This is a genomic window from Pseudomonas sp. ASL9, from assembly GCF_056680335.1.
In genome coordinates this window covers 3,299,653-3,323,011 of sequence record NZ_CM155277.1, presented here as the reverse complement: position 1 = coordinate 3,323,011, position 23,359 = coordinate 3,299,653, and the positions used below count along the sequence as shown (strand labels likewise).

Annotated in this window: 18 protein-coding genes and 1 tRNA gene; 9 read left to right on the top strand and 10 right to left on the bottom strand. The window is 59.2% G+C overall.

Annotated elements, in window-relative coordinates; translation table 11 throughout:
• Nucleotides 1-313: 313 nt before the first annotated feature.
• The 5 genes from AC1ME2_RS15280 (at nt 314) to AC1ME2_RS15260 (ending at nt 6,383) form a co-directional block, all read left to right on the top strand.
• Nucleotides 314-389, top strand: a tRNA-Thr gene (locus tag AC1ME2_RS15280).
• Between the two features lie 855 nt (nt 390-1,244).
• On the top strand, nt 1,245-1,721 hold the full coding sequence (locus AC1ME2_RS15275; protein ID WP_480434949.1) for a formate dehydrogenase subunit gamma: 477 nt from the start codon (nt 1,245-1,247) through the stop codon (nt 1,719-1,721).
• Nucleotides 1,721-3,280 carry a formate dehydrogenase beta subunit gene (locus AC1ME2_RS15270; protein ID WP_480434948.1) on the top strand — a complete coding sequence of 520 codons (1,560 nt, stop codon included), beginning with the start codon at nt 1,721-1,723 and terminating at the stop codon, nt 3,278-3,280. Before AC1ME2_RS15275 ends, AC1ME2_RS15270 begins: the two co-directional genes overlap by 1 nt.
• On the top strand, nt 3,277-6,165 hold the full coding sequence (fdhF, locus tag AC1ME2_RS15265; protein WP_480434946.1) for a formate dehydrogenase subunit alpha: 2,889 nt from the start codon (nt 3,277-3,279) through the stop codon (nt 6,163-6,165). Before AC1ME2_RS15270 ends, fdhF begins: the two co-directional genes overlap by 4 nt.
• Complete coding sequence (locus tag AC1ME2_RS15260; protein WP_480434945.1) at nt 6,162-6,383, top strand: formate dehydrogenase subunit delta; 222 nt, start codon at nt 6,162-6,164, stop codon at nt 6,381-6,383. Before fdhF ends, AC1ME2_RS15260 begins: the two co-directional genes overlap by 4 nt.
• Before the next feature lie 467 nt (nt 6,384-6,850).
• Here AC1ME2_RS15260 and AC1ME2_RS15255 read toward each other — a convergent pair whose 3' ends face one another.
• From AC1ME2_RS15255 to AC1ME2_RS15210, 10 genes are all read right to left on the bottom strand, one after another.
• Complete coding sequence (locus AC1ME2_RS15255) at nt 6,851-8,488, bottom strand: Nramp family divalent metal transporter (RefSeq protein WP_480434944.1); 1,638 nt, start codon at nt 8,486-8,488, stop codon at nt 6,851-6,853.
• Between the two features lie 874 nt (nt 8,489-9,362).
• Nucleotides 9,363-9,596: a DUF2790 domain-containing protein gene (locus tag AC1ME2_RS15250; protein ID WP_480434942.1), complete on the bottom strand. Its 234-nt coding sequence runs from the start codon at nt 9,594-9,596 to the stop codon at nt 9,363-9,365.
• Between the two features lie 378 nt (nt 9,597-9,974).
• Nucleotides 9,975-10,229, bottom strand: a complete 255-nt coding sequence (locus AC1ME2_RS15245; protein WP_480434941.1) for a DUF2790 domain-containing protein — start codon at nt 10,227-10,229, stop codon at nt 9,975-9,977.
• A 259-nt stretch (nt 10,230-10,488) separates the two neighbouring features.
• Nucleotides 10,489-11,448 carry a quinone oxidoreductase family protein gene (locus AC1ME2_RS15240; RefSeq protein WP_480434940.1) on the bottom strand — a complete coding sequence of 320 codons (960 nt, stop codon included), beginning with the start codon at nt 11,446-11,448 and terminating at the stop codon, nt 10,489-10,491.
• Nucleotides 11,449-11,599: 151 nt separating this feature from the next.
• Complete coding sequence (locus tag AC1ME2_RS15235; RefSeq protein ID WP_480442157.1) at nt 11,600-12,397, bottom strand: AraC family transcriptional regulator; 798 nt, start codon at nt 12,395-12,397, stop codon at nt 11,600-11,602.
• Nucleotides 12,398-12,580: 183 nt separating this feature from the next.
• Nucleotides 12,581-13,852 carry an OprD family porin gene (locus AC1ME2_RS15230; RefSeq protein ID WP_480434938.1) on the bottom strand — a complete coding sequence of 424 codons (1,272 nt, stop codon included), beginning with the start codon at nt 13,850-13,852 and terminating at the stop codon, nt 12,581-12,583.
• A 204-nt stretch (nt 13,853-14,056) separates the two neighbouring features.
• Nucleotides 14,057-14,254 carry a hypothetical protein gene (locus AC1ME2_RS15225; protein WP_480434936.1) on the bottom strand — a complete coding sequence of 66 codons (198 nt, stop codon included), beginning with the start codon at nt 14,252-14,254 and terminating at the stop codon, nt 14,057-14,059.
• Between the two features lie 146 nt (nt 14,255-14,400).
• Complete coding sequence (aguA, locus tag AC1ME2_RS15220; protein WP_480434934.1) at nt 14,401-15,507, bottom strand: agmatine deiminase; 1,107 nt, start codon at nt 15,505-15,507, stop codon at nt 14,401-14,403.
• A gap of 5 nt (nt 15,508-15,512) precedes the next feature.
• Nucleotides 15,513-16,391: an N-carbamoylputrescine amidase gene (aguB, locus tag AC1ME2_RS15215; protein ID WP_480434932.1), complete on the bottom strand. Its 879-nt coding sequence runs from the start codon at nt 16,389-16,391 to the stop codon at nt 15,513-15,515.
• A gap of 276 nt (nt 16,392-16,667) precedes the next feature.
• Nucleotides 16,668-19,580, bottom strand: coding sequence for an aminotransferase (locus AC1ME2_RS15210; protein ID WP_480434930.1), 2,913 nt, complete (start codon nt 19,578-19,580; stop codon nt 16,668-16,670).
• Between the two features lie 330 nt (nt 19,581-19,910).
• On the opposite strand from AC1ME2_RS15210, the gene rfbB reads away from it, so the two are divergent.
• From rfbB to rfbD, 4 genes are read left to right on the top strand one after another with little or no spacing between them, the layout of a single operon-like run.
• Nucleotides 19,911-20,993, top strand: coding sequence for a dTDP-glucose 4,6-dehydratase (gene rfbB / locus AC1ME2_RS15205; RefSeq protein WP_480434929.1), 1,083 nt, complete (start codon nt 19,911-19,913; stop codon nt 20,991-20,993).
• Nucleotides 20,993-21,865 carry a glucose-1-phosphate thymidylyltransferase RfbA gene (rfbA, locus tag AC1ME2_RS15200; protein ID WP_480442156.1) on the top strand — a complete coding sequence of 291 codons (873 nt, stop codon included), beginning with the start codon at nt 20,993-20,995 and terminating at the stop codon, nt 21,863-21,865. Before rfbB ends, rfbA begins: the two co-directional genes overlap by 1 nt.
• Entirely contained in the window at nt 21,862-22,407 is a 546-nt protein-coding gene (rfbC, locus tag AC1ME2_RS15195; RefSeq protein WP_480434927.1) for a dTDP-4-dehydrorhamnose 3,5-epimerase, read from the top strand. The genes rfbA and rfbC overlap by 4 nt, the downstream gene beginning before the upstream one ends.
• Nucleotides 22,404-23,297, top strand: coding sequence for a dTDP-4-dehydrorhamnose reductase (gene rfbD / locus AC1ME2_RS15190; RefSeq protein WP_480434925.1), 894 nt, complete (start codon nt 22,404-22,406; stop codon nt 23,295-23,297). The genes rfbC and rfbD overlap by 4 nt, the downstream gene beginning before the upstream one ends.
• Nucleotides 23,298-23,359 lie beyond the last annotated feature (62 nt).

Here is a 23,359-nt window from a genome sequence, read left to right as displayed (position 1 = left end):
GCAAGTTGCGACGGTTGAGAACGGCGCCACAAAATCAGCCTTTGATGCGCCACTTCTAACGTCAATTGTGCATAAGCATTCCAGCGGAACAGAATGCGACCCACAAAAACCTCGCTTCGCAGGCAACGTACAGGCTGGCGAACCGCGCACACATCATGACCAAAACAAGAGAAAACACCCCGCTAGCGGCAGCCGCCTGAGGATGTCTGCAAGACAGAGCCAGCGAAAAAGCCCCTCGAAAAAATTTTGCAATCGAATCAGTCAGCTAGGGGTTTACATCCCAAAAAATCTATATATAATCTGCGCCCATCACGCCGGTATAGCTCAGTTGGTAGAGCAACTGACTTGTAATCAGTAGGTCCCGAGTTCGACTCTTGGTGCCGGCACCAGATACAGAAAAAAGGCTCACCGAAAGGTGGGCCTTTTTTGTTTCCGCCATCCAGAAAACCCATCGCCCAAAAACACCCCACAACCCCCGCCCCCCCCGCACCCCCGTAGGAGATCCCGCCCCGTCTCCGACGCCGCGCTGTCGCGCAGCAAACTAGGAGCGCGCTTGCAACTACGCGTCCCGCCGCGATCGGCCCGGGGTCGCGTCCGACCGCAGCAGTCGTAAATCAGCGCGCCCGACGCTACCAGAGAGAACCGTATTCAGCATTTTGGGACCGCTTCGGTCGAGCGCGACCCCGGCTCCATCGCGGGCAAGGACTGGGCGTCCCCCACGCTCCTACAAATTTTGATAAGAGGCCCTGCCCCGTCTCCGACGCCGTGCTGTCGCGCAGCAAACGGGGGTCCCCGTAGGAGCTGCCGAAGGCTGCGATCTTTTGATCTTAAAATCTTCAACCCCAACGCGAATCCGGCTGTTTCCTAGAAAAGATCGCAGGCTACGCTGAGTACCAGGACTACGTGCAGCGCTATCGCGAATCCGACGAGCAATCCGTTAAGGCCATAACGACCATTCAGGGACGACGCCTCAGCCCACCCTCTTCTAGACTTAACGGGTGGTCGTAGAGAGAACTGAACACGTCGCTTTGGTGCGTTTGAATAAAAGGCTGCGTGGCAAGCTGCCTTTTATGCCCTGAAGAGGTGCGGCAAAGACCGCACCGGGCCCAACAAGATGCCCGTCAAGGGTGCCTGGCCAACGGCCTGAAAATGCCACGATACCGTGACGTGGTGTGAGTGCCGCAGCCGACACTTTCGGACAACCGACAACCGCCTGGTTTGCCCGTGACCGTGAGGAATGCTGTATGCCTGATGAGATGCTGTACCTGCCTATGGTCAACAGCCTGCTGGAGCGCCACAAGGGCTCCCCCGGCGCACTGTTGCCGATCCTTCATGAGATTCAGGAGGGCATCGGTTACATCCCCGATGCCGCCATCCCCGAGATTGCCCACGCCCTCAACCAGAGTCAGGCCGAGATTCGCGGGGTGATTAGCTTCTACCATGACTTCCGTACCGCGCCCCCGGCCCGGCATATCCTGCGTCTGTGCCGGGCCGAGTCCTGCCAGAGCCGCGGTGCCGAGCAGCTCGCAGCGCAGTTGCGCGAGCGCCTGCAACTGGACGACCACGGCAGCAGCGCCGACGGCAACATCAGTCTGCGCCCGGTGTATTGCCTCGGCGCCTGCGCCTGCTCGCCAGCCTTGGAGCTGGATGGCCAGGTGCATGCGCGGCTCAGCGCCGAACGTCTGGATGCCCTGCTCGATGCTTGCCAGGAGAACGCATAATGCCGTGCCTCTATCTGCCCGGTGATTCTCTTGCCCGTGCCGTGGGTGCCGATGAGGTGGCCGTGGCCCTTGCCGCTCAGGCCCGGGAACGCAATCTGCCGCTGGACCTGCAACGCACCAGTTCTCGCGGCCTGTACTGGCTGGAACCGATGCTGGAAATGGACAGCCCGCAAGGCCGTATCGGCTTCGGCCCGCTGACCGCTGCCGATGTGCCGTCCCTGCTCGATGCGCTGCAAGGCGAGCCGTCCGCCCATCCACTGGCCTTGGGCCCGGTGGAGCAGTTGCCTTATCTAAAGACTCAACAACGCCTGCTGTTCGCCCGCGCTGGCATTACCCGGCCGCTGTCCCTGGAAGATTACCAAGCCCATGGCGGTTTCGAGGGCTTGACCCAGGCCATCGCCCTGGGCGGCGAGCAGACCGCGACCGCCGTGTTCGATTCGGGCCTGCGTGGCCGTGGCGGCGCGGCCTTCCCGGCCGGGATCAAATGGCGCACGGTGCGCGGCACCCAGGCGGCGCAGAAATACATTGTGTGCAACGCCGACGAAGGCGACTCGGGCACCTTCGCCGATCGCATGTTGATGGAAGGCGACCCCTTCCTGCTGATCGAAGGCATGGCCATTGCAGGCATCACCGTCGGGGCCAGCTACGGCTACATCTATGTGCGCTCGGAATACCCACAGGCCGTGGCCACACTGCGCGAGGCGCTGGAAATCGCCCGGTCCGCCGGTTACCTCGGCGCCAATGTCGGCGGCAGCGGCCAGGCTTTCGATATGGAAGTGCGCGTCGGTGCCGGCGCTTACATCTGCGGTGAAGAAACCGCGCTGCTGGACTCTCTCGAAGGCAAGCGCGGGATCGTCCGCGCCAAGCCGCCCATCCCCGCCTTGCAGGGCCTGTTCGGCCTGCCGACCCTGGTGCACAACGTGCTGACCCTGGCCTCGGTGCCGCTGATTCTGGCCAAGGGCGCGCAGTTCTATCGCGATTACGGCATGGGCCGCTCCCTGGGCACCATGCCCTTCCAACTGGCGGGCAATGTTCGTCACGGCGGGCTGGTGGAACGGGCCTTTGGCCTGACCCTGCGGGAACTGGTGGAAGACTACGGCGGTGGTACCGCCAGTGGCCGGCCGCTGAAGGCCGCCCAGGTTGGCGGCCCCCTCGGCGCCTGGGTTCCGCCAGGGCAATTCGACACTCCGCTGGATTACGAAGCTTTCGCCGCCATCGGCGCCATGCTCGGTCACGGTGGTGTGGTGGTGGCTGACGACAGCCTGGACATGGCCCGCATGGCGCGCTTTGCGATGCAGTTCTGTGCCGAGGAATCCTGTGGCAAATGCACCCCCTGCCGCATCGGCTCGACCCGGGGCGTGGAGGTGATCGACCGCCTGCTGGCCGCGCCTGACCAGAGCGGTCGTGATGAGCAGGCGATCATCCTCAAGGACCTGTGCGACACCATGCAATACGGTTCGCTGTGCGCGTTGGGCGGCATGACCTCCTATCCGGTGGCCAGCGCCCTCAAGCACTTCCCCGCCGACTTCGGTCTGCAGCCCTCGGAGGCCGACCAATGATCACTCTCTTTGACCCTGCCACAGATATCGACCTTGGAACCCCGGCCCGCGACAGCCAGGTGCAGATCACCGTGAACATCGACGGCCGCAGCATCAGTGTCCCTGAAGGGACCTCGGTGATGCGCGCCGCCGCGCTGCTGGGCACCACCATTCCCAAACTGTGTGCCACCGACAGCCTGGAAGCCTTCGGCTCCTGCCGCATGTGCCTGGTGGAGATCGATGGCATGCGCGGCTACCCGGCGTCCTGCACCACGCCGGTCAGCGAAGGCATGAGCGTGCACACCCAGACGCCGAAGCTCGCAACCCTGCGCCGCAATGTCATGGAGCTGTACATCTCCGATCACCCGCTGGACTGCCTGACCTGCTCGGCCAACGGCAACTGCGAGCTGCAAACCGTCGCCGGCCAGGTCGGCCTGCGGGAGGTGCGTTACGGCTATGAAGGCGACAACCATCTCGCCGACGTCAAGGACACCTCCAACCCCTACTTCGACTACGACCCGAGCAAGTGCATCGTCTGCAACCGCTGCGTGCGCGCCTGCGAAGAAACCCAGGGCACCTTTGCCCTGACCATCACCGGGCGCGGTTTCGAATCCCGGGTCGCGGCTGCCGGTGGCGATAACTTCCTCGACTCGGAATGCGTGTCCTGCGGCGCCTGTGTGCAAGCCTGCCCCACCGCGACCCTGATGGAAAAAAGCGTGGTCGAACTGGGTCAGCCCGAACGCAGCGTGATCACCACCTGTGCCTATTGCGGCGTGGGCTGCTCGTTCCGCGCCGAGATGAAAGGCGACAAGCTGGTGCGGATGGTTCCAGACAAAAACGGCCACGCCAACCACGGCCACTCCTGCGTCAAAGGGCGCTTTGCCTGGGGCTACGCCACCCACCCGGATCGCATCACCACGCCGATGATCCGCAAGCACATCAACGACCCTTGGCAGGAAGTCAGCTGGGATGAAGCGGTGACCTACGCCGCCAGCGAATTCCGCCGACTGCAGCAAAAATACGGCCGCGACTCCATTGGTGGCATCACCTCCAGCCGCTGCACCAACGAAGAAACCTACCTGGTGCAAAAACTGGTGCGCGCCGCCTTTGGCAACAACAACGTCGACACCTGTGCGCGGGTCTGTCACTCGCCTACCGGCTATGGCCTGAAACAAACCCTTGGCGAGTCCGCCGGCACCCAGAGTTTCGACTCGGTTATGCAGGCCGACGTGATTCTGGTGATGGGCGCCAACCCCAGCGACGCCCACCCAGTGTTCGCCTCCCAGCTCAAACGCCGCCTGCGTGAAGGCGCGCGGCTGATCGTCATCGACCCGCGACGCATTGATCTGGTGGACTCGGTGCATGCCCGCGCCGAACTGCACTTGGCCCTGCGCCCAGGCACCAACGTCGCCATGCTCAACGCCCTGGCCCACGTCATCGTCACCGAAGGCCTGCTCAACCAGGCCTTTATCGACGCCCGTTGCGAGGGCAGCGATTTCGCCCACTGGCGCGAGTTCGTCAGCCGCGCGGAAAATTCACCGGAAGTCCTTGGTGACATCTGCGGTGTAGCCGCTGCCGACATCCGTGCCGCCGCCCGTCTGTATGCCACCGGCGGCAATGCCGCGATCTACTACGGCCTGGGCGTTACCGAGCACAGCCAGGGCAGCACCGCCGTCATGGGCATCGCCAACCTGGCCATGGTCACTGGCAACATCGGCCGCGAAGGCGTGGGCGTGAACCCGCTGCGTGGGCAGAACAACGTTCAGGGCTCCTGCGACATGGGCTCCTTCCCTCACGAGCTGCCCGGCTACCGGCACATCTCCAACGAGGTGGTACGGGCGCAGTTCGAACAGGCCTGGAACGTCACCCTGCAACCCGACCCGGGCCTGCGCATCCCCAACATGTTCGAGGCAGCCCTGGGCGGCAGCTTTAAGGGCCTGTATTGCCAGGGCGAAGACATCGCCCAGAGCGACCCCAATACCCAGCACGTCACCGCAGCGCTGTCGGCTATGGAATGCATCGTCGTGCAGGACATTTTCCTCAACGAAACCGCCAAGTTCGCCCACGTGTTCCTGCCGGGCAGCTCGTTCCTGGAAAAAGACGGCACCTTCACCAACGCCGAGCGGCGCATCTCCCGGGTGCGCAAAGTCATGGAGCCTCTGGGCGGCAAGGCCGACTGGGAAGGCACCGTGGCCCTGGCCAATGCACTGGGTTACCCCATGAACTACCAGCACCCGTCAGAAATCATGGATGAAATCGCCAGCCTGACGCCGACCTTCAGCAAGGTCAGCTATACCGCACTGGACAGCCACGGCAGCCTGCAATGGCCGTGCAACGACGCGGCACCGGACGGTACGCCGACCATGCACATCGAGGAATTCGTGCGCGGCAAGGGGCGCTTCATGCTCACCGGCTACGTGCCCACCGAGGAAAAGGTCAACAATCGCTATCCCCTTCTGCTGACCACCGGGCGCATCCTCAGCCAGTATAACGTTGGCGCCCAGACCCGGCGCACCGACAACGTCGCCTGGCACGACGAAGACCGCCTGGAAATCCACCCGACCGACGCCGAGAGCCGTGGCATCAACGAAGGTGACTGGGTCGGCATCGGCAGCCGCGCCGGACAGACCGTACTGCGTGCGCGGGTCACCGAACGGGTAGCCCCGGGCGTGGTGTACACCACCTTCCACTTCCCTGAATCGGGGGCCAACGTCATCACCACCGACAACTCCGACTGGGCCACCAACTGTCCGGAGTACAAGGTCACCGCCGTGGAAGTCAGCCGCGTCTACCACCCTTCCGAGTGGCAAAAACGCTACCAGGAATTCAGCGACAAACAACAAAGCCTGCTCGACGAACGCCGCCAGGCACGCACCGCCGGAACAAAAGCAGAGGTACGCCGATGAGCACTGCCAACCTGATCAAAATGGCCAACCAAATCGCCCAGTACTTCGCCGGCGAACCGGACCAGCAACAGGCCGTGCTCGGCGTGCGTAATCATCTGCAGATGTTCTGGACGCCTGGCATGCGCAAGGAATTGCTGGCCTGGCAGACGGAGCATCAAGGGGCAGACTTGCACCCACTGGCGCAGGCAGCGATCAGTGGGGCGGGCTGGGAGGCTTAGGTTTAGACGAATCCCTTGGGATTGCCCCTTGCGCTATAAAGACAGGCTGAGGGGTAATCCAGAGGTATTTAAAGTCGACCATTCAAGGGCGCGGAGCGCCTTCCTTCGTTACAACCCGTCCACAACTTTTCCAAAAAGCCCCACCTATGGAGCAATGCCGTTTTTCTTGGCTTTCGCCGTAGATTGAGCAATCAAAAACTGCTGACCTTCGGCTTAAGTGAACAGCATTGCTGCAGATGCGGGGCTTTTCTTTGTCTGGTGGGTCAGCGATATCGAGTCGCATCATTCGCAGGCAAGCCTGCTCACAGGCTGCACAGCAGATCACATATCTCTGTGGGAGCAGGCTTGCCTGCGAATGGCATAACGTGGTCCGCCGAGAAGCCAGTCCAGTGAATCGTAATGCTGCGAGTAAGACGCCATCGGCGGGATAAAAGCGCTGTTGCTTTCTATCCCGCCAGCTCACACATTTAAGCAAGCGCCAACTGGACTACCTTGTAAATTGCCATGCCCATTGCCACCACCAGATAGCCGCGCAGCACGCCCATCCAGATGCGGTTGCGTTGCGACATTATCATCGGCTTCAACTGATCAAGTGGAGGCATCCTCCAGTTGTGTAGCATTTTCGTGGTGATCTTAACGGGGTCGAGCGACCTGCCATTATTAGCCGCCTCGCGGGCATGCAGCACATTCACCGCAATTGCGATGACGAGTCCCACCATGCCACCGCCGATGAGGATGTTGGTGATGGTTTCACCGGACATGTCCGGGAACGCTACCGCAGCGGTCAGGATGACCGACAGCAGCACCAGCACCGTCACAATGAAGGCGGTAATCACATTGGTGAAACGGTTGTTTACCCATGGGCCGAGCACCTCTTTATCATTGCAAAGCAACAACAGGAAGACGGTGGCACTTGGCAATAACACACCCGCCAGCGTTTGCACCGCGTTTGTCAGCAGTCCGAGCGGCACACCGGGAATCAACACCAGCGCCGCAGCGAGCGCGATCAGGCCGCAGTACATGACATAGAAGCCCTTGGCATCACCTGGTTTGCGGTGCAGGGAATGCTTCAAGCTAAGTACGTCGCCGAGTGCATAGGCGGTCGACAGCGATACCGCCATTGCGCCAATGATGCTGGCGTCGATCAGCCCGATCGCGAACAGCACGCCCGGCAGGTGACCGTGGTATTTGGCAATACCTGTCGCGATGGCACCCGCATCGGTGAAGTTGCCGAATTCTGGGTGACCGACGAAAACTTGCGCGGTAAAGGCAATCATTGCTACAGCGCCAATCACCACAAGCGCGATGCCCAGCCAGAGGTCGGCGCGCTCGTAGTTAATGAAACGCGGCGTGATGCGCTTGTCGATTATGTAGCTTTGCTGGAAGAACAGCTGCCACGGCGCCACGGTGGTGCCAACAATGCCGATGATCAGCAGCATCACATCCGACAGCTTGCCGTCAGCAGGCAGTTGCGGGACGAAAAAGTCGTGAGCCACTTGCGCCATGGGCGGATGGATCATCACGAAAATGGGCACGAGAATCAGGCTGCCAACCACAAGTATCAAAGAGAAGCGTTCGAAACGCCGGAAGTCGCCAGTGCACGCCGCGAGCATGATGAATACTGCGGCCAGGCACACCCCAGCCACTTTAGGCACGCCGAGAAAGTCCATCCCGAGGCTGATGCCGATGAACTCGGTGACAATGGTCAGTGCATTAAGAACTAGTAGATCGATGGCGCTGAACGCCCCCCAAAACTTGCCGAAGCGCTCAATGATAAGCCGGGCATGGCCGACACCCGTCACGACGCCCAGACGCAGCACCATTTCCTGGTTTACATAAAGCACCGGGACCAGCAGTGCCATTGTCCATAACAGTAAAGTCCCGTAGTTCTGGCCGGCCTGGCCATAGGTGCTGAACGCGCCAGCATCATTGTCTCCCACCATCACAATCACCCCCGGACCGAGAATGGCCAGGAGCGTTTTGAAGCGCTGCCACCAGGTATTGCGTGGGGCGGTATCGCTTTGACGGATGGTACCGAGGGCTCCTCGGATGTCTCCGCTATGGGCGCTGTCCAGGACAGCGGCGTTTGTGTTCATGCTGGTCATTGTGAAATCTCTCAAAAGCGTAACAGTGAGGTGCCTTCACTTCCCCCAGACAGGCGCATACATTTGCCCTCTTCGAGCCATAGCCTATTGGCCGGCATCAGAGGAAAAATCAGGCATCCTGGCGCTGTGAAAAGCAAAATAAACGGGCACTAAACCACCGACCGGAAGAGGTCAGGGCTCTGAGGAGGTCACGCTGAGAGAAATGCGGGGGAAAACGCGGAGAGAGATCAGCCAGTAATGGTTGTACTACTGCCCGCTAGGCGCCGCCATTTCAGTCAGAGTGACCGAGCTACTACTACTGGGGTCCATAGACGGTTTCTCCTTCATGTTTTGCGTGGCGGCACAGCTTCAAATATCGAGATGGCATGACGCCCTCCTTTCCGCACCTGGCGGTACGATCACGTTAAAACAACCGCCACTGCGCAAATGGACGCAGACGACGGGTACAAAAACCTACGACCGCAGCGAACGTAAGACGCGCGCGGCAATCTGGGAGCGCAGGTAAAAATCTGTGCGCTTAGGTTTACTGTTTTAGTTACGCGAAGGAGTTTGATACTGATGCGCGCAACGTCCTGCACTGGGCAAGACGTTGGCTAAGGGAATCTAGCTGAGGTCGTGCCAAGCATGTACGGAAAATTTTTCCGATTTACTACAATGACTGTCCAAGGCGATGCGATCTCAGTTGTTACAAGATGTGAAGCTTAGGCGTGCCTGGCTAGGCAAGTCAACAGACAGTCCCGGCCTCTCGGGCGATAGCAGCGTCGACGCCAACCGACCAGCTTGCGCTTACGCGCACCGCGCCCTAACGCGCGCGCAACAAAAAGCCCCCTCTCAGGAGGGGGCTTGGGTCACATCTCTGCTTGAAACGTGAGGCTTAGCCGTTTGAGCAGCCGTTACCCATCACGCTGTATTGGAGGGTGTGACGCTGACCTTGATGGTCTTCGTAGGTCATTTGCATTGGAGCGACACCACATGTATCCGGAACCGAGTCCATGCTAATGACTTTAGCGACATCAAGTTCCGTGGCGGACGCGTTAACAGCTTGAACTTCGCCAGCCGCTGCGAATGTAGAGAAACCGGCAAATGCAAGTACGATTAAGCTTTTCATTTTATTGACAGGCCTTTAAATCAATCACAGCTGACTGACTTCATTTGCCAACGCGGCGGAAGAAGTTGTTAAACCATTAAGAGTTAGGTCTAACACGAAGTACCACGCCCTGCTTAGTTCGTTTGCTAGGGCATGTGTGTAGTTTACAAGGGTGGGTATTTAGTTAAACCCAAAAGAACCATAATATTCTTTACCGAAACGGTAACAATGTCTGAGAGGGTGTTTTCCCAGGCGTTGCGCCGATCAGTCAGCGGCCCGGTCTACGCGCTGCACGATGACCAGCAGCCGTTGCCGAGGGCGTGCGCCCTAACGCGCGCACAACAAAAAGCCCCCTCATAGGAGGGGGCTTGGGTCACAGCTCTGCTTGAAGCGTGAGGCTTAGCCGTTTGAGCAGCCGTTACCCATCACGCTGTATTCGAGTGTGTGACGCTGACCTTGATGGTCTTCGTAGGTCATGTGCACTGGAACAACACCACATGTATCTGGAACTGAATCCATGCTAATAACTTTAGCAATATCGAGTTTCATGGCGTATGTGTATTGTTCAACAGCTGGATTACTAACAGCTTGCACTTCGTCAGCAGCGGCGATTGTAGAGAAACCGACCAACGCAAGTACGATTAAACTTTTCATTTTATTTACAGGCCTTTAAATCAATCACAACTGACTGACTTCACTTGCCGGGGAGGCGGATGAAGTTGTTAAACCGTTTAGAGTGGGGTCTAACACGAAGTACCATGCCCTGCGTGATTCGCTTGCTAGGGAATGTGCGTAGTTTACAAGGATGGTTATATAGTTATACCCAAAAGAAGCATAATGTTCTTTACCGAAACGGTAACAATCCCTGGCGCGACGTCCTGGAGGCCAGCAAACCGGCCTCCGGCCCCCCGTTTTAAGGCAGCAAAACCACCTTATCCCCGCTCCCCTTGTTCACCTCGTCATACCGCGCCAGCCCCTCACTCAACGGCGACTCAAACAAGCCGGTTGGCAACGGTAATAATCCTTCATCAAAAAACCGCCCAAATTGGTCCAGCATTCCAGCACACGCTTCTGTCCCGTAGAGCAATGAGTTGATCCCCACAACAGACCCGCCTTTGCGATACAGCGCCAACGCAGGCAGTTGCACATACCCATCGATGGGCGCTGCGATGATAGCGATGCGGCCGAAGGGGGCCAGGGCGGTGACGGCGGCAGGGAGCCAGAAACCGGTGGTGTCGAAGATGACGTCGGCGCCGCCGGTGAAGACTGCGTTGACGCTGGCGGCGAGGTCTTCGGGGGTGTCGAGTTGAATGGCGTTGAAGCCTTGGTCGTTGAGCGCTTTGACCTGTTCGGGCCGACGCACTGCACCGAGGACGTGGGCACCGCGGATTTTTGCCAGGGCCAGGGCTGCACTGCCGACTGCACCGTTGGCGCCGATCACCAGCAGGCGGGTGTTGGCAGTTACCAGGCTACGTTCCAGGGCATCCCATGCGGTGGTGAACGGTACGCCAAGGCTGGCGGCCTGGGCGAAGCTCAAGGCTTTGGGTTTGAGGGCGACGCCTTTGGCGGGCAGGGTCAAATACTCGGCATGCGAGCCGTCGCGGAAGAAGCCCGGCTCTTTACCGGTACCCCAGACTTCTTGACCGATCAATGCCTGCGGACCTTCCACGACGATACCGGCGAAGTCCCGACCGGGGATGCGCGGCAGGGTGGTGTAGGGAAAGCGCCCGAGTACGTTTTTCACGTCACTGGGGTTGAGGCCGGCGGCCTTCACCTGGATCAATACTTCGCCCTCGGCAGGTATGGGCTTGGGCACATCGATGTATTGCAGGGCAGCGAGGTCGCCGGTTTTGGAAAATTGCAGTGCGTTCATGATGGGCTCCATCTCAGGACATCGCGTCGCGCCATGGGGCTGAGCGACAGCATTTAAGGTGACCAGAGTGTAAGAGCGGGTGAGAAAGGCTGTCGGTCAACTGCTTCTGCCTCTCTGCCAAAAAAGCGCCGGGCAAAAAAGCAGGTCATCGTCAGGCGATGCGTTCGCCGACCGGGTACTGCGAAGGGCTCACGCCCAGTTCGCGGCGAAACATATCGCTGAAGCTGCTGGGCGAATAGCCGAGGTCGCGCGCGATGGTGCTGACCGGCACGCCCTGAATCAGCTCGGCAACCGCCGTCGCCAATTGCACCTGTCGCCGCCATTCAGCAAAGCCCATGCCCAACGCAGTTTGAAATAGGCGGGCCAAGGTCCGCACGCTGGCGCCCGCATTTTCCGCGTGTTGCTCGAAGGACACCGCCAGCGAGGGCGACGCCATAACCGCCTGACACAGGTTGATCAGGCGACGGTCGGAGTCGTCCGGCAGGGGGATTTTTAGCACGGTTCGCTTGGCTCGCTTCAGTTCAAGCAGCGCAAGGCCGACGACCGCCTCGTAGTAATCCAGACCTTGTTGGTCCTGCCCCGCCGGGTCCTGAGCTTGTCCCACCAGATTAAGGATCAGCTCACGCAGCAGGCGCCCGACCTCAATGACCTGCACGGTACCTTCCAACGTCGCGGCAATCGCCGGGCGCAGGTAGATGTTGCGCATTTCCAGGTCCGACACCACCCGAATCCCATGCACCACACCCGGCGGCAACCACACTGCACGGTGCGGCGGGATGACCAGTGCTTCGTGTGGGGTTTCGAGCCACATGACGCCGGACATGGCGTACAGCACCTGCCCCCAGACATGTTCGTGCGGCTCGATATACAGACCACGCGGATACGTCCGCGCCAAGGGCTGCACGGGAACGGTGGTGTCACTGAAGTCGGGCGGTGCAGCGAGGGCCATTGCGGTGACCGGGTGCGAGGGGGTTTGTGCATGGTAACGAGCGCCGTGGGTTGTCGCCATCAATGCGTGATGGCTGCCGCCGTACGCGAAGGTGGTCACGGCCGCGTGTTTGACACCCCAAAAAAACAAAAACGCCTCGATCAACCCGAGGCGTTTCTTATCAGCACTTCACACGTTCAAGCATCAGAAGATGCTGATCGGATAGTCCACGAAGATCCGGGTTTCGTTGCCTTCGTCGTTGTAGGCGCTGGCGTTGTCGGAGACGCGCAGGAAGGAGTTGCGCAGGCGCACGGACAGGTTTTTCGCTGGTCCGTTTTGCACGACGTATTGCAGTTGGCTGAAGATTTCACGCTCTTCGCCATTGCCACGGCCGGTGCCGTCGTCGATGTGGTCGCCGCGTACGTAGGCGACTTTGTAGGTCAGGCCTGGCACCACGAGCGTGCCCAGGTTGATGCCGTAACCTAGCTGCCAGGAACGTTCGTCCTTGGCGTTGAAGTCAGACCAGTAGGAGTTGGCGAGGTAGATGGTGTTGCCACCGTCACCGGTGCCGCCATTGTTGCGGTAGCCGCCGTAGCTGTAGCCGGTATCGCCCGTGCTGCGCTGGTGCGCGACGGTGAAGGAGTGGATACCCAACGCATAGGTCGCCGCCAGGCTCCAGATTTTGTTGTCGCGTGCATCGTTGACAGCGAAATCTTTGTCCAGCGTGGTCTTGTACTCGTTGAAGTCGAACGTCAGCGACTCATCCTTCTGGAGTGCAACCACGTAGTTAAGGTTGAGGTATTGCTTCTTCAGCACGTCTTCGTCGTTGGAGGCGTAAAACGCCGCGCTGAAGCTGTCAGTGAATTTGTAGCTACCACCGTAGACGTCGATCCTCTTCAGATCGCCGCTATCACGGCCTTCGGCGCTTTTGCGCGATTCGGCGGTGAAACGGCCCAGGTTCAGTTCAAGGCCTTCGATTTCCTTGGACGTAATCAGGGTGCCGGTGAAGCTTTCCGGCAGCAGACGCACGTTGTCGTAGCTCAGTACTGGCAGCGACGGCATTTGATCGCCGTACTTGATCACGGTATTGGAGAAACGCGCCTTGATTGCAGCGCCGCCTTTGGAGAGGTCGTCAGCCGCTTCGCCGCTGTCGCCTTGCTTGAAGAAGTCGATACCGGCTCTGCCGCTTTTGCCCTTGCCGCCGTCCAGACGAACGCCGTACAGCGCGAATGCATCGACGCCCACGCCGACGGTGCCCTGAGTGAAGCCCGATGCGAAGTCGGCGGTAATGCCCTGGCCCCACTCGGCTTTGTCCTGGACGCCGTTTTTGTAATCACGGCTGATGTAAGCGTTGCGCAGGAGCAGGTTGAGGCTGCTGTCTTCGACAAAACCCTTGGAATCCGTTTGCCCACCGGCCATCGCTTGAGTCGCGCACATCACGCCCAGGGCGATCACGCCACTACGTACATTCAACATCTTGTTTTCCTTAATACGAGTTGATCACGCGCTGTGGCCTTGGCCGAACAGGGGTTTGCGGCCTTTGAATCAGGTCTAGGGGACCGACTCGAAAGGCCCGCACGAAATCATCGCAGTGGACTACTGATGCTACGTACATGGCGGGTAGCCACAGGCGGGGGCGGATCCTAGCCGTGGGTCACCAGGGGTGTCAATTGTAGACACTCAACGATACAAAATACGGATCAATACATCTATCTCGGTATCGCTGATCAATCCGACCGGGTAGCGGGCCTGAAGCAGCTGTCGCGAGTCTGGCGCTTGGGATGTTTTGGTTGTCCTTAACCAGTCCGCCATTAGCTGGCGTGCTTCGCTACTTGCAGACAAATCACGAGCAACGGTGTGCTCAATACCTGCGTTCATGTGGGACAACCTCTTGAGTCCTGAGCCGCTAAATGTACCTGTGCTTTATGACAGCACCGCGAAAGGCAGTATAGGTCGGTTATTTGACGTCAACGAAAAAAAGCCCATCGATTGATGGGCTTTTGAGTAGCAAGAACGAGACCAAATCAGCCCTTGTGCGGGGCCGGTTGTTGTTGCGTCAGGCAATGAATATTTCCGCCACCGAGCAACAATTCACGGCCTGGCACCATGACAACTTCATGTTCCGGGAACAGGCGCTGCAGAATCTCACGCGCCGTTTCATCGAGTGGGTCGTCAAAGCTCGGCGCAATAAGGCCGCCATTGACGATCAGGAAGTTGACGTAGGAACCGGCCAGACGCACAAAAGGGTTGCGCTCCTGACTGCCGTGCACCTGATCGACGCCTGCGCACTCTTCTTCGGTGGCAAACAGCGGGTCGGGGATCGGCATTTTATGCACGATCAATGTACGACCTTTGGCATCGCGAGCGTTTTTCAGGACGGCCATCGCCGCCTGGCAGCGCGGATAGTTGGGGTCTTTTGGATCATCGGTCCAGGCCAGTAACACTTCGCCAGGGCGCACGTAGCAACAAAAGTTATCAACATGGCCGTCGGTTTCGTCGTTGTACAGACCGTCCGGCAACCAAATAACCTTCTCTACCGCCAGATGATCATGCAGCACCGCTTCGATTTCTTCGCGAGACAGATGCGCGTTGCGGTTGCGATTGAGCAGGCATTCTTCAGTGGTAATCAGCGTGCCTTCGCCGTCGACGTGAATCGAGCCGCCCTCAAGCACAAAGCCTTCGGTCACGTAACGTGGGCAACGTTCGATTTCCAGCACCTTGCTGGCCACCTGCTCGTCGAGGTTCCACGGCGAATACAGACCGCCGTCGAAACCACCCCAGGCGTTGAAGCCCCAGTCGACGCCGCGCACTGCGCCCTTGTCATTAATGACAAAGGTCGGACCGGTGTCCCGTATCCAGGCATCGTTGCTGCTGATTTCCACGACACGAATGTTCGGCACGTCGAGGCGCGCACGGGCGTTATCGTATTGCGCGGCTGAAACGCCGACGGTCACGGGTTCGAAACGCGCGATGGCTTTGGCCAACGCGACGTGTGCGCTCTGGACCGGCTTGCCGCCCAGACGCCAGTTGTCCGGGCGCTCGGGCCAGATCATCCAAGTCTGGGTTTGCGGCGCCCATTCGGCTGGCATGTGGAAGCCGTCAGCGCGCGGTGTGCTTTTCAGCGTGGTCATGGCGATCAGGACTCCAGGGAACCGTCGAGCGTTTTGATCGCGCCGTACAGGTTTGGACGACGGTCACGGAAAGAACCCCAGGCGCTGCGGGTGTGCTCAAGTTCGTCGAGGTCGAAGCTGTGAACCAGCACACCTTCTTCGGTTTCGTTGAGCTCTGCGACTTTTTCGCCGAACTGGTTAGCGATGAACGACGAGCCGTAGAACGTGATGTCGTAGCCGTCCTGCTCTTCGTTACCGATGCGGTTGCTGGCAATCAGCGGCATCAAGTTAGCGCCGGCATGGCCTTGTTGCACACGCTGCCAGTGGTCGCGGGAGCTGATGGTCTTGTCATGCGGCTCGCTGCCGATGGCCGTCGGGTAGAACAGGATTTCCGCACCCAGCAACGCCATGCTGCGGGCGCACTCCGGGAACCACTGATCCCAGCAGATGCCCACGCCGATTTTCGCGTACCGGGTTTGCCAGACTTTGAAGCCAGTGTCGCCCGGGTTGAAGTAGTACTTCTCGTGATAGCCAGGGCCATCCGGGATATGGCTTTTACGATAAATCCCGAGGTTGGTGCCGTCAGCGTCGATGATCACGATGCTGTTGAAACGTGCCCGGCCCGCCAGTTCGAAGAAGCTGATCGGCAGCACAACTTTCAATTCTTTGGCGATTTTCTGGAAGTGCTTGATGGCAACGTTTTCTTCCATGGTCGTGGCCAACTGCAGATAGTCCGGGTTCGGCTTCTGGCAGAAATACGGGGTCTCGAACAGTTCCTGAATCAGGATGATCTGCGCGCCTTTGGCAGCGGCTTCGCGTACCAGCTTTTCAGCGGTTTCAATGTTCGCTTCAAGGTCCCAGGAACAGGCCATCTGGGTGGCGGCGACGGTAACGATACGGCTCATGGAAAACTCCTCCTGGGCAAATACGGTGGGGCCATCACCTTAGCAGACGACCCATGACAATCTTGACGACTTTATAGCCGATAAAAATCGGCTTTGGAAGGATGATTTTATGGCCGCAATAAGTAATTAGGATTTTAAGCCGATAACAATCGATTATAAGGCTGACTTTCCTTGTCTCCCCCTTCGCGAATGAATTCGCTCCCACAGGGGTTCTGTGTATACCGTGGGAGCGAATTCATTCGCGAAGAGGCCCGCACGATCACTGCATCATTCGGGTCAACCCAGTTCGTCCAACACCTTCGACACCGTATCCACAAAGAAATCCACACTCTGCCGGGTGGTGCACATCGGCGGTTTGATCTTGAGGATGTTCAGGTAGTCGCCTGTGGGTTGCATGAAGATCCCCAGTTCACGCAGACGATCACACAGGTAGGCGGTTTCTTCAGTGGCCGGCTCCAGGGTTTCCCGGTCGCGGATCAATTCCACGCCCAGATAGAAGCCTGATCCATGCACTGCGCCGACCAATGGATGTTTATCGATCAAGGCGTCGAGGCGTGCCTTGAAATGGCCGCCCACCACTCGGGCGTTTTCCCACAGCTGCTCCTTATCCATCACATCGAGCACGGCCAGGCCGATGCGGCAACTGACCGGACTACCGCCCGCAGATGAGAAGAAATAGCCCTCGGCCTCCAGCGCTTCGGCGATTTCCCGACGGGTGATGACCGCGCCCAATGGCTGGCCGTTGCCCATGCCCTTGGCCATGGTGATGATGTCCGGCACCACGCCCTGCTCTTCGAAGCCCCAGAAGTAATGACCCAAACGCCCGTAACCGACCTGCACTTCGTCGGCGATGCACACCCCGCCTTGGGCGCGGACCTTGGCGTACACCTGTTGCAGATAGCCCGGTGGCAACGAGATTCCGCCCGCGTTGCCGTACACCGGCTCGCAGATGAACCCGGCAACCTGGCGCTTCTGCTCGGCCAGTTTCGCCAACGTGTGTTCGACACTGCGCACGTAATCCGGCGCGCTGTCGCTGCCACGGAATTCGCCACGGTAGGTATTCGGCGCCGTCACCGGGTGTACCCAATCAGGCCGGGTGCTCAGGGCTTTCGGGTTGTCGGCAATCGAAGTGGAAATGGCATCGGTCGCCACCGACCAGCCGTGATACGCCTCCAACACGCTGAGCATGTCGCGCCCGCCGCTGTAGGCCCAGGCCAGACGAATCGCTAGGTCATTGGCTTCGGTGCCGCTGTTGACCAGAAACACCCGGTCCATTGAGTCCGGCGCCAGTTCCAGCAAGCGCTCGGAGAATTCGGCGATGGCCGCGTAATGAAAGCGCGAGTTGGTGTTGAGCAACGACCACTGCCGTGCAGACTCTTCAGCCATGCGCGGGTGCCCATGCCCCAGCACCGCGACGTTGTTGAGCATGTCCAGGTAAGACCGGCCCTGCATGTCAATCAGGTGATTGCGCCAGCCCCGCTCGATCTGCGGCGGGTCCTGGTAATAGTGCTTCTGCGACCGGGCGAAGCTGGCATCGCGACGCGCCAGCAATTTCGCTGAGTCTTCAATTGGCGGTGCATCGCAATCGAATCCCAATAGCGCGGCAGGCGAAGGGCACACCACTTGCCAGGCCGACGCCCACGAAGGCGTGCTGAACAGCGGCGGACTGATATCGGTTACCCGACAGAGCTGGACCATCAACGAACCGCTGCTCTGGCCAATTTCCTGACCTGCACTTACATGGCTGCCTGAGTCCAGCGACGAGGTCACGCCCCACAAACGCAGGTTCATCTGCTCGCCGATCAGCCACAGCGCAGCATCAGCGGTCAGGCGCACTGTACCGGCGAACGGTGCGTGCAGCGCAGTGCCCGACGGCACGTGCAGTTCGACATGCAGCGCGCAGGTGTCAGGCTCTTCGGCGCTGTCGGGCACGGTGCGCGACAAGCGGTATTCGCCGTACCGGGTGGAGGCCAGGCCGTTTTTGATGCCTGCATCAAGCAACAACTGTTCATCGATACCGCGCTGTTCCCAATTGCCAGCGTCGAAATGAGTGCTGAGTACACCCAAGTCGACCAGGCTGAATTCGCGGCCACTCAGGCTGGGCAGCAAGGGCAAGAAAGACTCGGCGCGGGTCTCGGGTTGGGCAAGCCCGACGCTGGCCAGAATCGCCGCTTCCATCAAGTCGAAAGGCACCGAAGTGGCGACATCGAAAATGCCCCACTCACTCTGCAAATTGGCCTGAATATAGGTGTTGCCCGGTTCGATACTGGCCTGCTGTTCGCTGCTGAGCACCAGAATCGCCGCCCGTGCCACGATCAATGGCCACAGTGCCTGCAATTCTTCTGGGTGCAACGGATTGATGGCCTGATACGCCTGAATCGCGGGGAGGATGTACAGCGGATCGCCATCGGCATGGTGCAACAGCGCCGCGCACGTCACCGACAGATCGGCGACTCGCCAGGTGATGACCAAATCGCCGAAATCAATCAAGCCCTGCAACTGCCATTGACGCTGCTGATCGCGTTGCCAGACGACGTTGTATTCGGTGATGTCCAAGTGAATCGCTTGCACTGGTAGCTTCGCCACTAACGGGCGTAGACGACGCTGCGCCTGCTCGGCAGCGTGTGCGAGCAAGGCGCGCTCTTCGGGGGTTTTGATGACCGGTAATAGATGTTTGATCAACGCATCGGCATGCCGAGGGTCCCACTGCAGCGTTCGCTCCAGCCCCGCGTGCTGAAAGCTCGCCAGCGCCAGATCGACCTGGGCACACAGTTCGCCCAAGCCCACCACCACGTCGCGACTCAGGTGGGGCAAATGGGCCAATGACTGACCGTCGATAAACTCAAGCAACCGCGCCTGCACAGCCCGCCCACCGATCTCCAGCGAGAGCAACTCCTCACCGTTGCTGGCCGCCATCACCCGAGGCACACGCACCCCTGGCTCCGCCCCTAAATGCCCCAGCGCCGCGTGCTGTGCCTGAAGCTCGCGCAGCGAATAATCACCGTGGCAAATCTTCAAGACATAGCGCCCTTGAGCGCTGTCGAGCAGGTAGTTACGGTCCTGCTGACTGCCCAGCTCCTTGAGCGTCCCGCTCAACCCGTAATGCTGCTCAAGCAACAGCAACGCCTGCTCGGCGCTGACTTCGGGGCACGGCAGACTGGAACGGCGAATCAACGTGGCGAGCGGCATAACGACCTCAACGGTTCTTGTTAGCCGCTTATATCGCCCGTTGGGTGAGCGATGCGCAACCCCCGTGTTCAGAAAAAATTACAACGAGGGGTGGGTGGACGGCTTCTATCCTTACGGCCAAGACCTGAACACCGCATTGCTTCATTCGCAGCCAAACAGTTGATAGCGGCCACCCGCGCTGGCGGTTTTCTGACGTTATCCCCACCCCCCATGCGTTTTTTTCATCACTTCTTGCCCCCATTCTTGATCAATCGCACTTGCACCCACCCTCTCCTGCCGACAAGCTATGCCTCATCTGCTTAATATCCATCCAGGGAAGAAGGCAAACCCATGCGAATACTCGTTACAGGCGGTGCCGGCTTTATCGGTTCGGCGCTGATCCGCCACTTGATCCAGAACACTGATCACGAAGTGCTCAATTTCGACAAACTGACCTACGCCGGCAATTTGGAGTCGCTGCACAGCATTGCGACCAACACCCGCTATGAGTTTGTGCAGGCCGATATCGTTGATCAGGCTGCTGTCAGTGCTGTGCTGGCACGCTTCCAACCGCACGCGATCATGCATTTGGCGGCTGAGTCCCACGTCGACCGTTCTATTGATGGTCCGGCGGAGTTCATCCAGACCAACATCGTGGGCACCTACAGCCTGCTCGAGGCCACGCGCGCCTACTGGAGCAAGCTGCCTGAAGCCGAACGTGCGGCGTTCCGCTTCCACCATATTTCCACCGATGAGGTGTATGGCGACCTGCACGGCGTCGACGACCTGTTCACCGAAACCACGCCTTACGCGCCAAGCTCGCCTTACTCGGCCAGTAAAGCGGCGTCGGATCACCTGGTTCGGGCCTGGCATCGCACCTACGGCCTGCCGGTCGTTGTCACCAACTGTTCCAATAACTACGGGCCGTTCCACTTCCCGGAAAAGCTGATCCCGCTGGTGATCCTCAATGCCTTGGCGGGCAAGCCGCTGCCGGTGTATGGCAATGGCCTGCAAGTGCGTGACTGGCTGTATGTCGAAGACCATGCCCGCGCGCTGCTTAAAGTGGTGACCGAAGGTGTTGTCGGCGAGACCTACAACATTGGCGGACACAACGAACAGAAGAACATCGACGTGGTCCGTGGCATCTGCGCGCTGCTTGAAGAGCTGGCACCGGAGCACCCGCCGGGCGTGGCGAATTTCGCTGATTTGATCACTTACGTAACCGATCGCCCAGGCCACGACATGCGCTATGCCATCGATGCCAGCAAGATCGAACGCGAATTGGGCTGGACCCCTGAAGAAACTTTCGAATCGGGTCTACGCAAAACCGTGCAGTGGTATTTGGATAATCTAGACTGGTGCCATCGGGTTCAGGACGGCAGCTACCAAGGCCAACGACTGGGCTTCACTGACCTCAAGGATTTGATCGCATGATGAAAGGCATCGTTTTGGCAGGAGGCTCGGGTACGCGCCTGCACCCCATCACGCTGGGTGTTTCCAAACAACTGCTGCCGGTCTATGACAAACCGATGATCTATTACCCGATCTCGGTGCTGATGCTGGCGGGCATCCGTGAAATCCTGGTCATTTCCACCCCACAGGACTTGCCGCAGTATCGCAACCTGCTGGGCGATGGCAGCCAGTTCGGCGTGCATTTCCACTATGCCGAACAGCCCACGCCAGACGGTCTGGCCCAGGCGTTTCTGATTGGCGAGGAATTCATCGGGGATGACCCGGTGTGCCTGATTCTAGGCGACAACATTTTCCACGGACAGCATTTCAGCGAACAGCTGCAAAGCGCCTCTGAGCACCCTAAAGGCGCAACGGTCTTCGGTTATTGGGTCAAGGATCCAGAGCGTTTCGGCGTGATTGATTTCGATGAGAGTGGCCGTGCGCTGTCCATCGAAGAAAAACCGAAAAATCCGAAATCCAGCTACGCCGTGACGGGGCTGTATTTCTACGACAACGATGTCATCCAGATCGCCAAAGCGGTCAAGCCTTCGCCTCGTGGCGAGCTGGAGATTACCGACGTCAACAATGCCTACCTGGAACGCGGCGATCTGCGGGTCGAGCGCTTCGGTCGGGGTTTTGCGTGGCTGGATACCGGCACCCACGATAGCCTGCTGGAAGCCTCGCAGTACGTTCAGACCATCGAACATCGCCAAGGTCTGAAAGTGGCGTGCCTGGAAGAAATCTCATTCCAGAACGGCTGGATTGATCGCGAGCAACTGCTCAAACGTGCCGATGCATTCGGCAAGACCGGCTATGGCCAATACCTGTTCAAGCTGGCTGGGGAATATCAATGAAGGTTGTACCCACTGAACTGCCTGGCGTCCTGATCCTTGAACCCAAGGTGTTCGGCGACGAGCGTGGGTTTTTTTATGAAAGCTTCAATGCGCGCGAATTCGAACACGCGACCGGGATAGAAGCCCAGTTCGTTCAGGACAACCACTCACGCTCACAAAAGGACGTGTTGCGGGGCCTGCATTACCAACTGGAACAAGCCCAAGGCAAATTGGTTCGGGTCACGGCCGGTGAAGTGCTCGATGTCGCGGTGGATATTCGCCGCCACTCACCGAACTTCGGCCGCTGGACCAGCGTCCTGCTTTCCGCCGAGAACAATCGCCAGATGTGGATTCCGCAAGGCTTTGCCCATGGGTTCCTGGTGCTCAGCGACTATGCCGAATTCCTCTACAAAACCACCGATTACTATCAACCCCGTGCCGAGCGCTGCATTCGCTGGGACGACCCTGATCTGGCAATCGACTGGCAGCTCACCGACACCCCAAAACTGTCGGAGAAAGATCAAAACGGCAAGCGTCTGAACGAGGCTGAACTGTTTCCATGAAACCGTCCTCCACACCCCCACTGAAAATACTGATCAGCGGCCAGCACGGGCAAGTTTCACGCGAGTTACAGAAAAGCCTCGCGGACATCGGCGAACTGCACGTGCTAAGTCGCGAGCAGTTGGACCTGAGCCAGCCCGAGGCCATTCGCGACCATGTCCGGGCACTGCGTCCGGACTTGATCATCAATGCCGCAGCGCACACAGCGGTTGATCAGGCGGAAAACGAGCCCGAACTGGCGTTCGCGATCAATGCCACGGCACCGGGTATTTTCGCTGAAGAGGCTGATCGGCTGGGCATCCCGTTGATTCACTACTCCACCGACTACGTGTTCAACGGCAAAAAAGCCTCGGCCTATACCGAGCAGGACGTGCCTGATCCGCTGGGTGTGTATGGCCGTAGCAAGCTGGCAGGCGAACAGGCGATTGCTGCTGTGGGGGGCAAACACCTGATCCTGCGCACCAGTTGGGTTTATTCCCTGCACGGGCGCAACTTCCTGCTGACCATGCAACGCTTGCTGCAAGAGCGCGCCGAACTGAGCATCGTCTCGGACCAGATTGGCGCACCCACCTGGGCCGGCACTATCGCCCACAGCACGCGCCTGCTGATCGAACGCTGGCGCGATGGACAGGCCAGCGCTTGGGGGACTTATCACCTGACCGCCAGTGGCGAGACATCGTGGTTCGGTTTTGCCCAGGCCATTGGTGAGCAACTGATCAAGCAAGGCAAGCCCTGCGCGACGCTGAAAGCTATTCCGTCCAGTGCCTACCCGACACCGGCGGAACGCCCACTGAACTCGCGCCTCGATTGCAGTCTTTTGCACCGGGAATGGCAGGTTCAACAGCCCGACTGGCATCAAGCGTTGCTGGAGTGCTTAGCCGGTCAGCAGTAGGCATAATGTGCCGAAGTGAAGCGGGGTTAACAGCGATGACGGTGTGATGACCTCTTCGCGAA

Coding starts and splice junctions, on each gene's coding strand:
- AC1ME2_RS15275 (WP_480434949.1), top strand. CDS start 1,245: ATGCCTGATGAGATGCTGTACCTGCCTATGGTCAACAGCCTGCTGGAG.
- AC1ME2_RS15270 (WP_480434948.1), top strand. CDS start 1,721: ATGCCGTGCCTCTATCTGCCCGGTGATTCTCTTGCCCGTGCCGTGGGT.
- fdhF (WP_480434946.1), top strand. CDS start 3,277: ATGATCACTCTCTTTGACCCTGCCACAGATATCGACCTTGGAACCCCG.
- AC1ME2_RS15260 (WP_480434945.1), top strand. CDS start 6,162: ATGAGCACTGCCAACCTGATCAAAATGGCCAACCAAATCGCCCAGTAC.
- AC1ME2_RS15255 (WP_480434944.1), bottom strand. CDS start 8,488: ATGACCAGCATGAACACAAACGCCGCTGTCCTGGACAGCGCCCATAGC.
- AC1ME2_RS15250 (WP_480434942.1), bottom strand. CDS start 9,596: ATGAAAAGCTTAATCGTACTTGCATTTGCCGGTTTCTCTACATTCGCA.
- AC1ME2_RS15245 (WP_480434941.1), bottom strand. CDS start 10,229: ATGAAAAGTTTAATCGTACTTGCGTTGGTCGGTTTCTCTACAATCGCC.
- AC1ME2_RS15240 (WP_480434940.1), bottom strand. CDS start 11,448: ATGAACGCACTGCAATTTTCCAAAACCGGCGACCTCGCTGCCCTGCAA.
- AC1ME2_RS15235 (WP_480442157.1), bottom strand. CDS start 12,397: ATGGCCCTCGCTGCACCGCCCGACTTCAGTGACACCACCGTTCCCGTG.
- AC1ME2_RS15230 (WP_480434938.1), bottom strand. CDS start 13,852: ATGTTGAATGTACGTAGTGGCGTGATCGCCCTGGGCGTGATGTGCGCG.
- AC1ME2_RS15225 (WP_480434936.1), bottom strand. CDS start 14,254: ATGAACGCAGGTATTGAGCACACCGTTGCTCGTGATTTGTCTGCAAGT.
- aguA (WP_480434934.1), bottom strand. CDS start 15,507: ATGACCACGCTGAAAAGCACACCGCGCGCTGACGGCTTCCACATGCCA.
- aguB (WP_480434932.1), bottom strand. CDS start 16,391: ATGAGCCGTATCGTTACCGTCGCCGCCACCCAGATGGCCTGTTCCTGG.
- AC1ME2_RS15210 (WP_480434930.1), bottom strand. CDS start 19,580: ATGCCGCTCGCCACGTTGATTCGCCGTTCCAGTCTGCCGTGCCCCGAA.
- rfbB (WP_480434929.1), top strand. CDS start 19,911: ATGCGAATACTCGTTACAGGCGGTGCCGGCTTTATCGGTTCGGCGCTG.
- rfbA (WP_480442156.1), top strand. CDS start 20,993: ATGAAAGGCATCGTTTTGGCAGGAGGCTCGGGTACGCGCCTGCACCCC.
- rfbC (WP_480434927.1), top strand. CDS start 21,862: ATGAAGGTTGTACCCACTGAACTGCCTGGCGTCCTGATCCTTGAACCC.
- rfbD (WP_480434925.1), top strand. CDS start 22,404: ATGAAACCGTCCTCCACACCCCCACTGAAAATACTGATCAGCGGCCAG.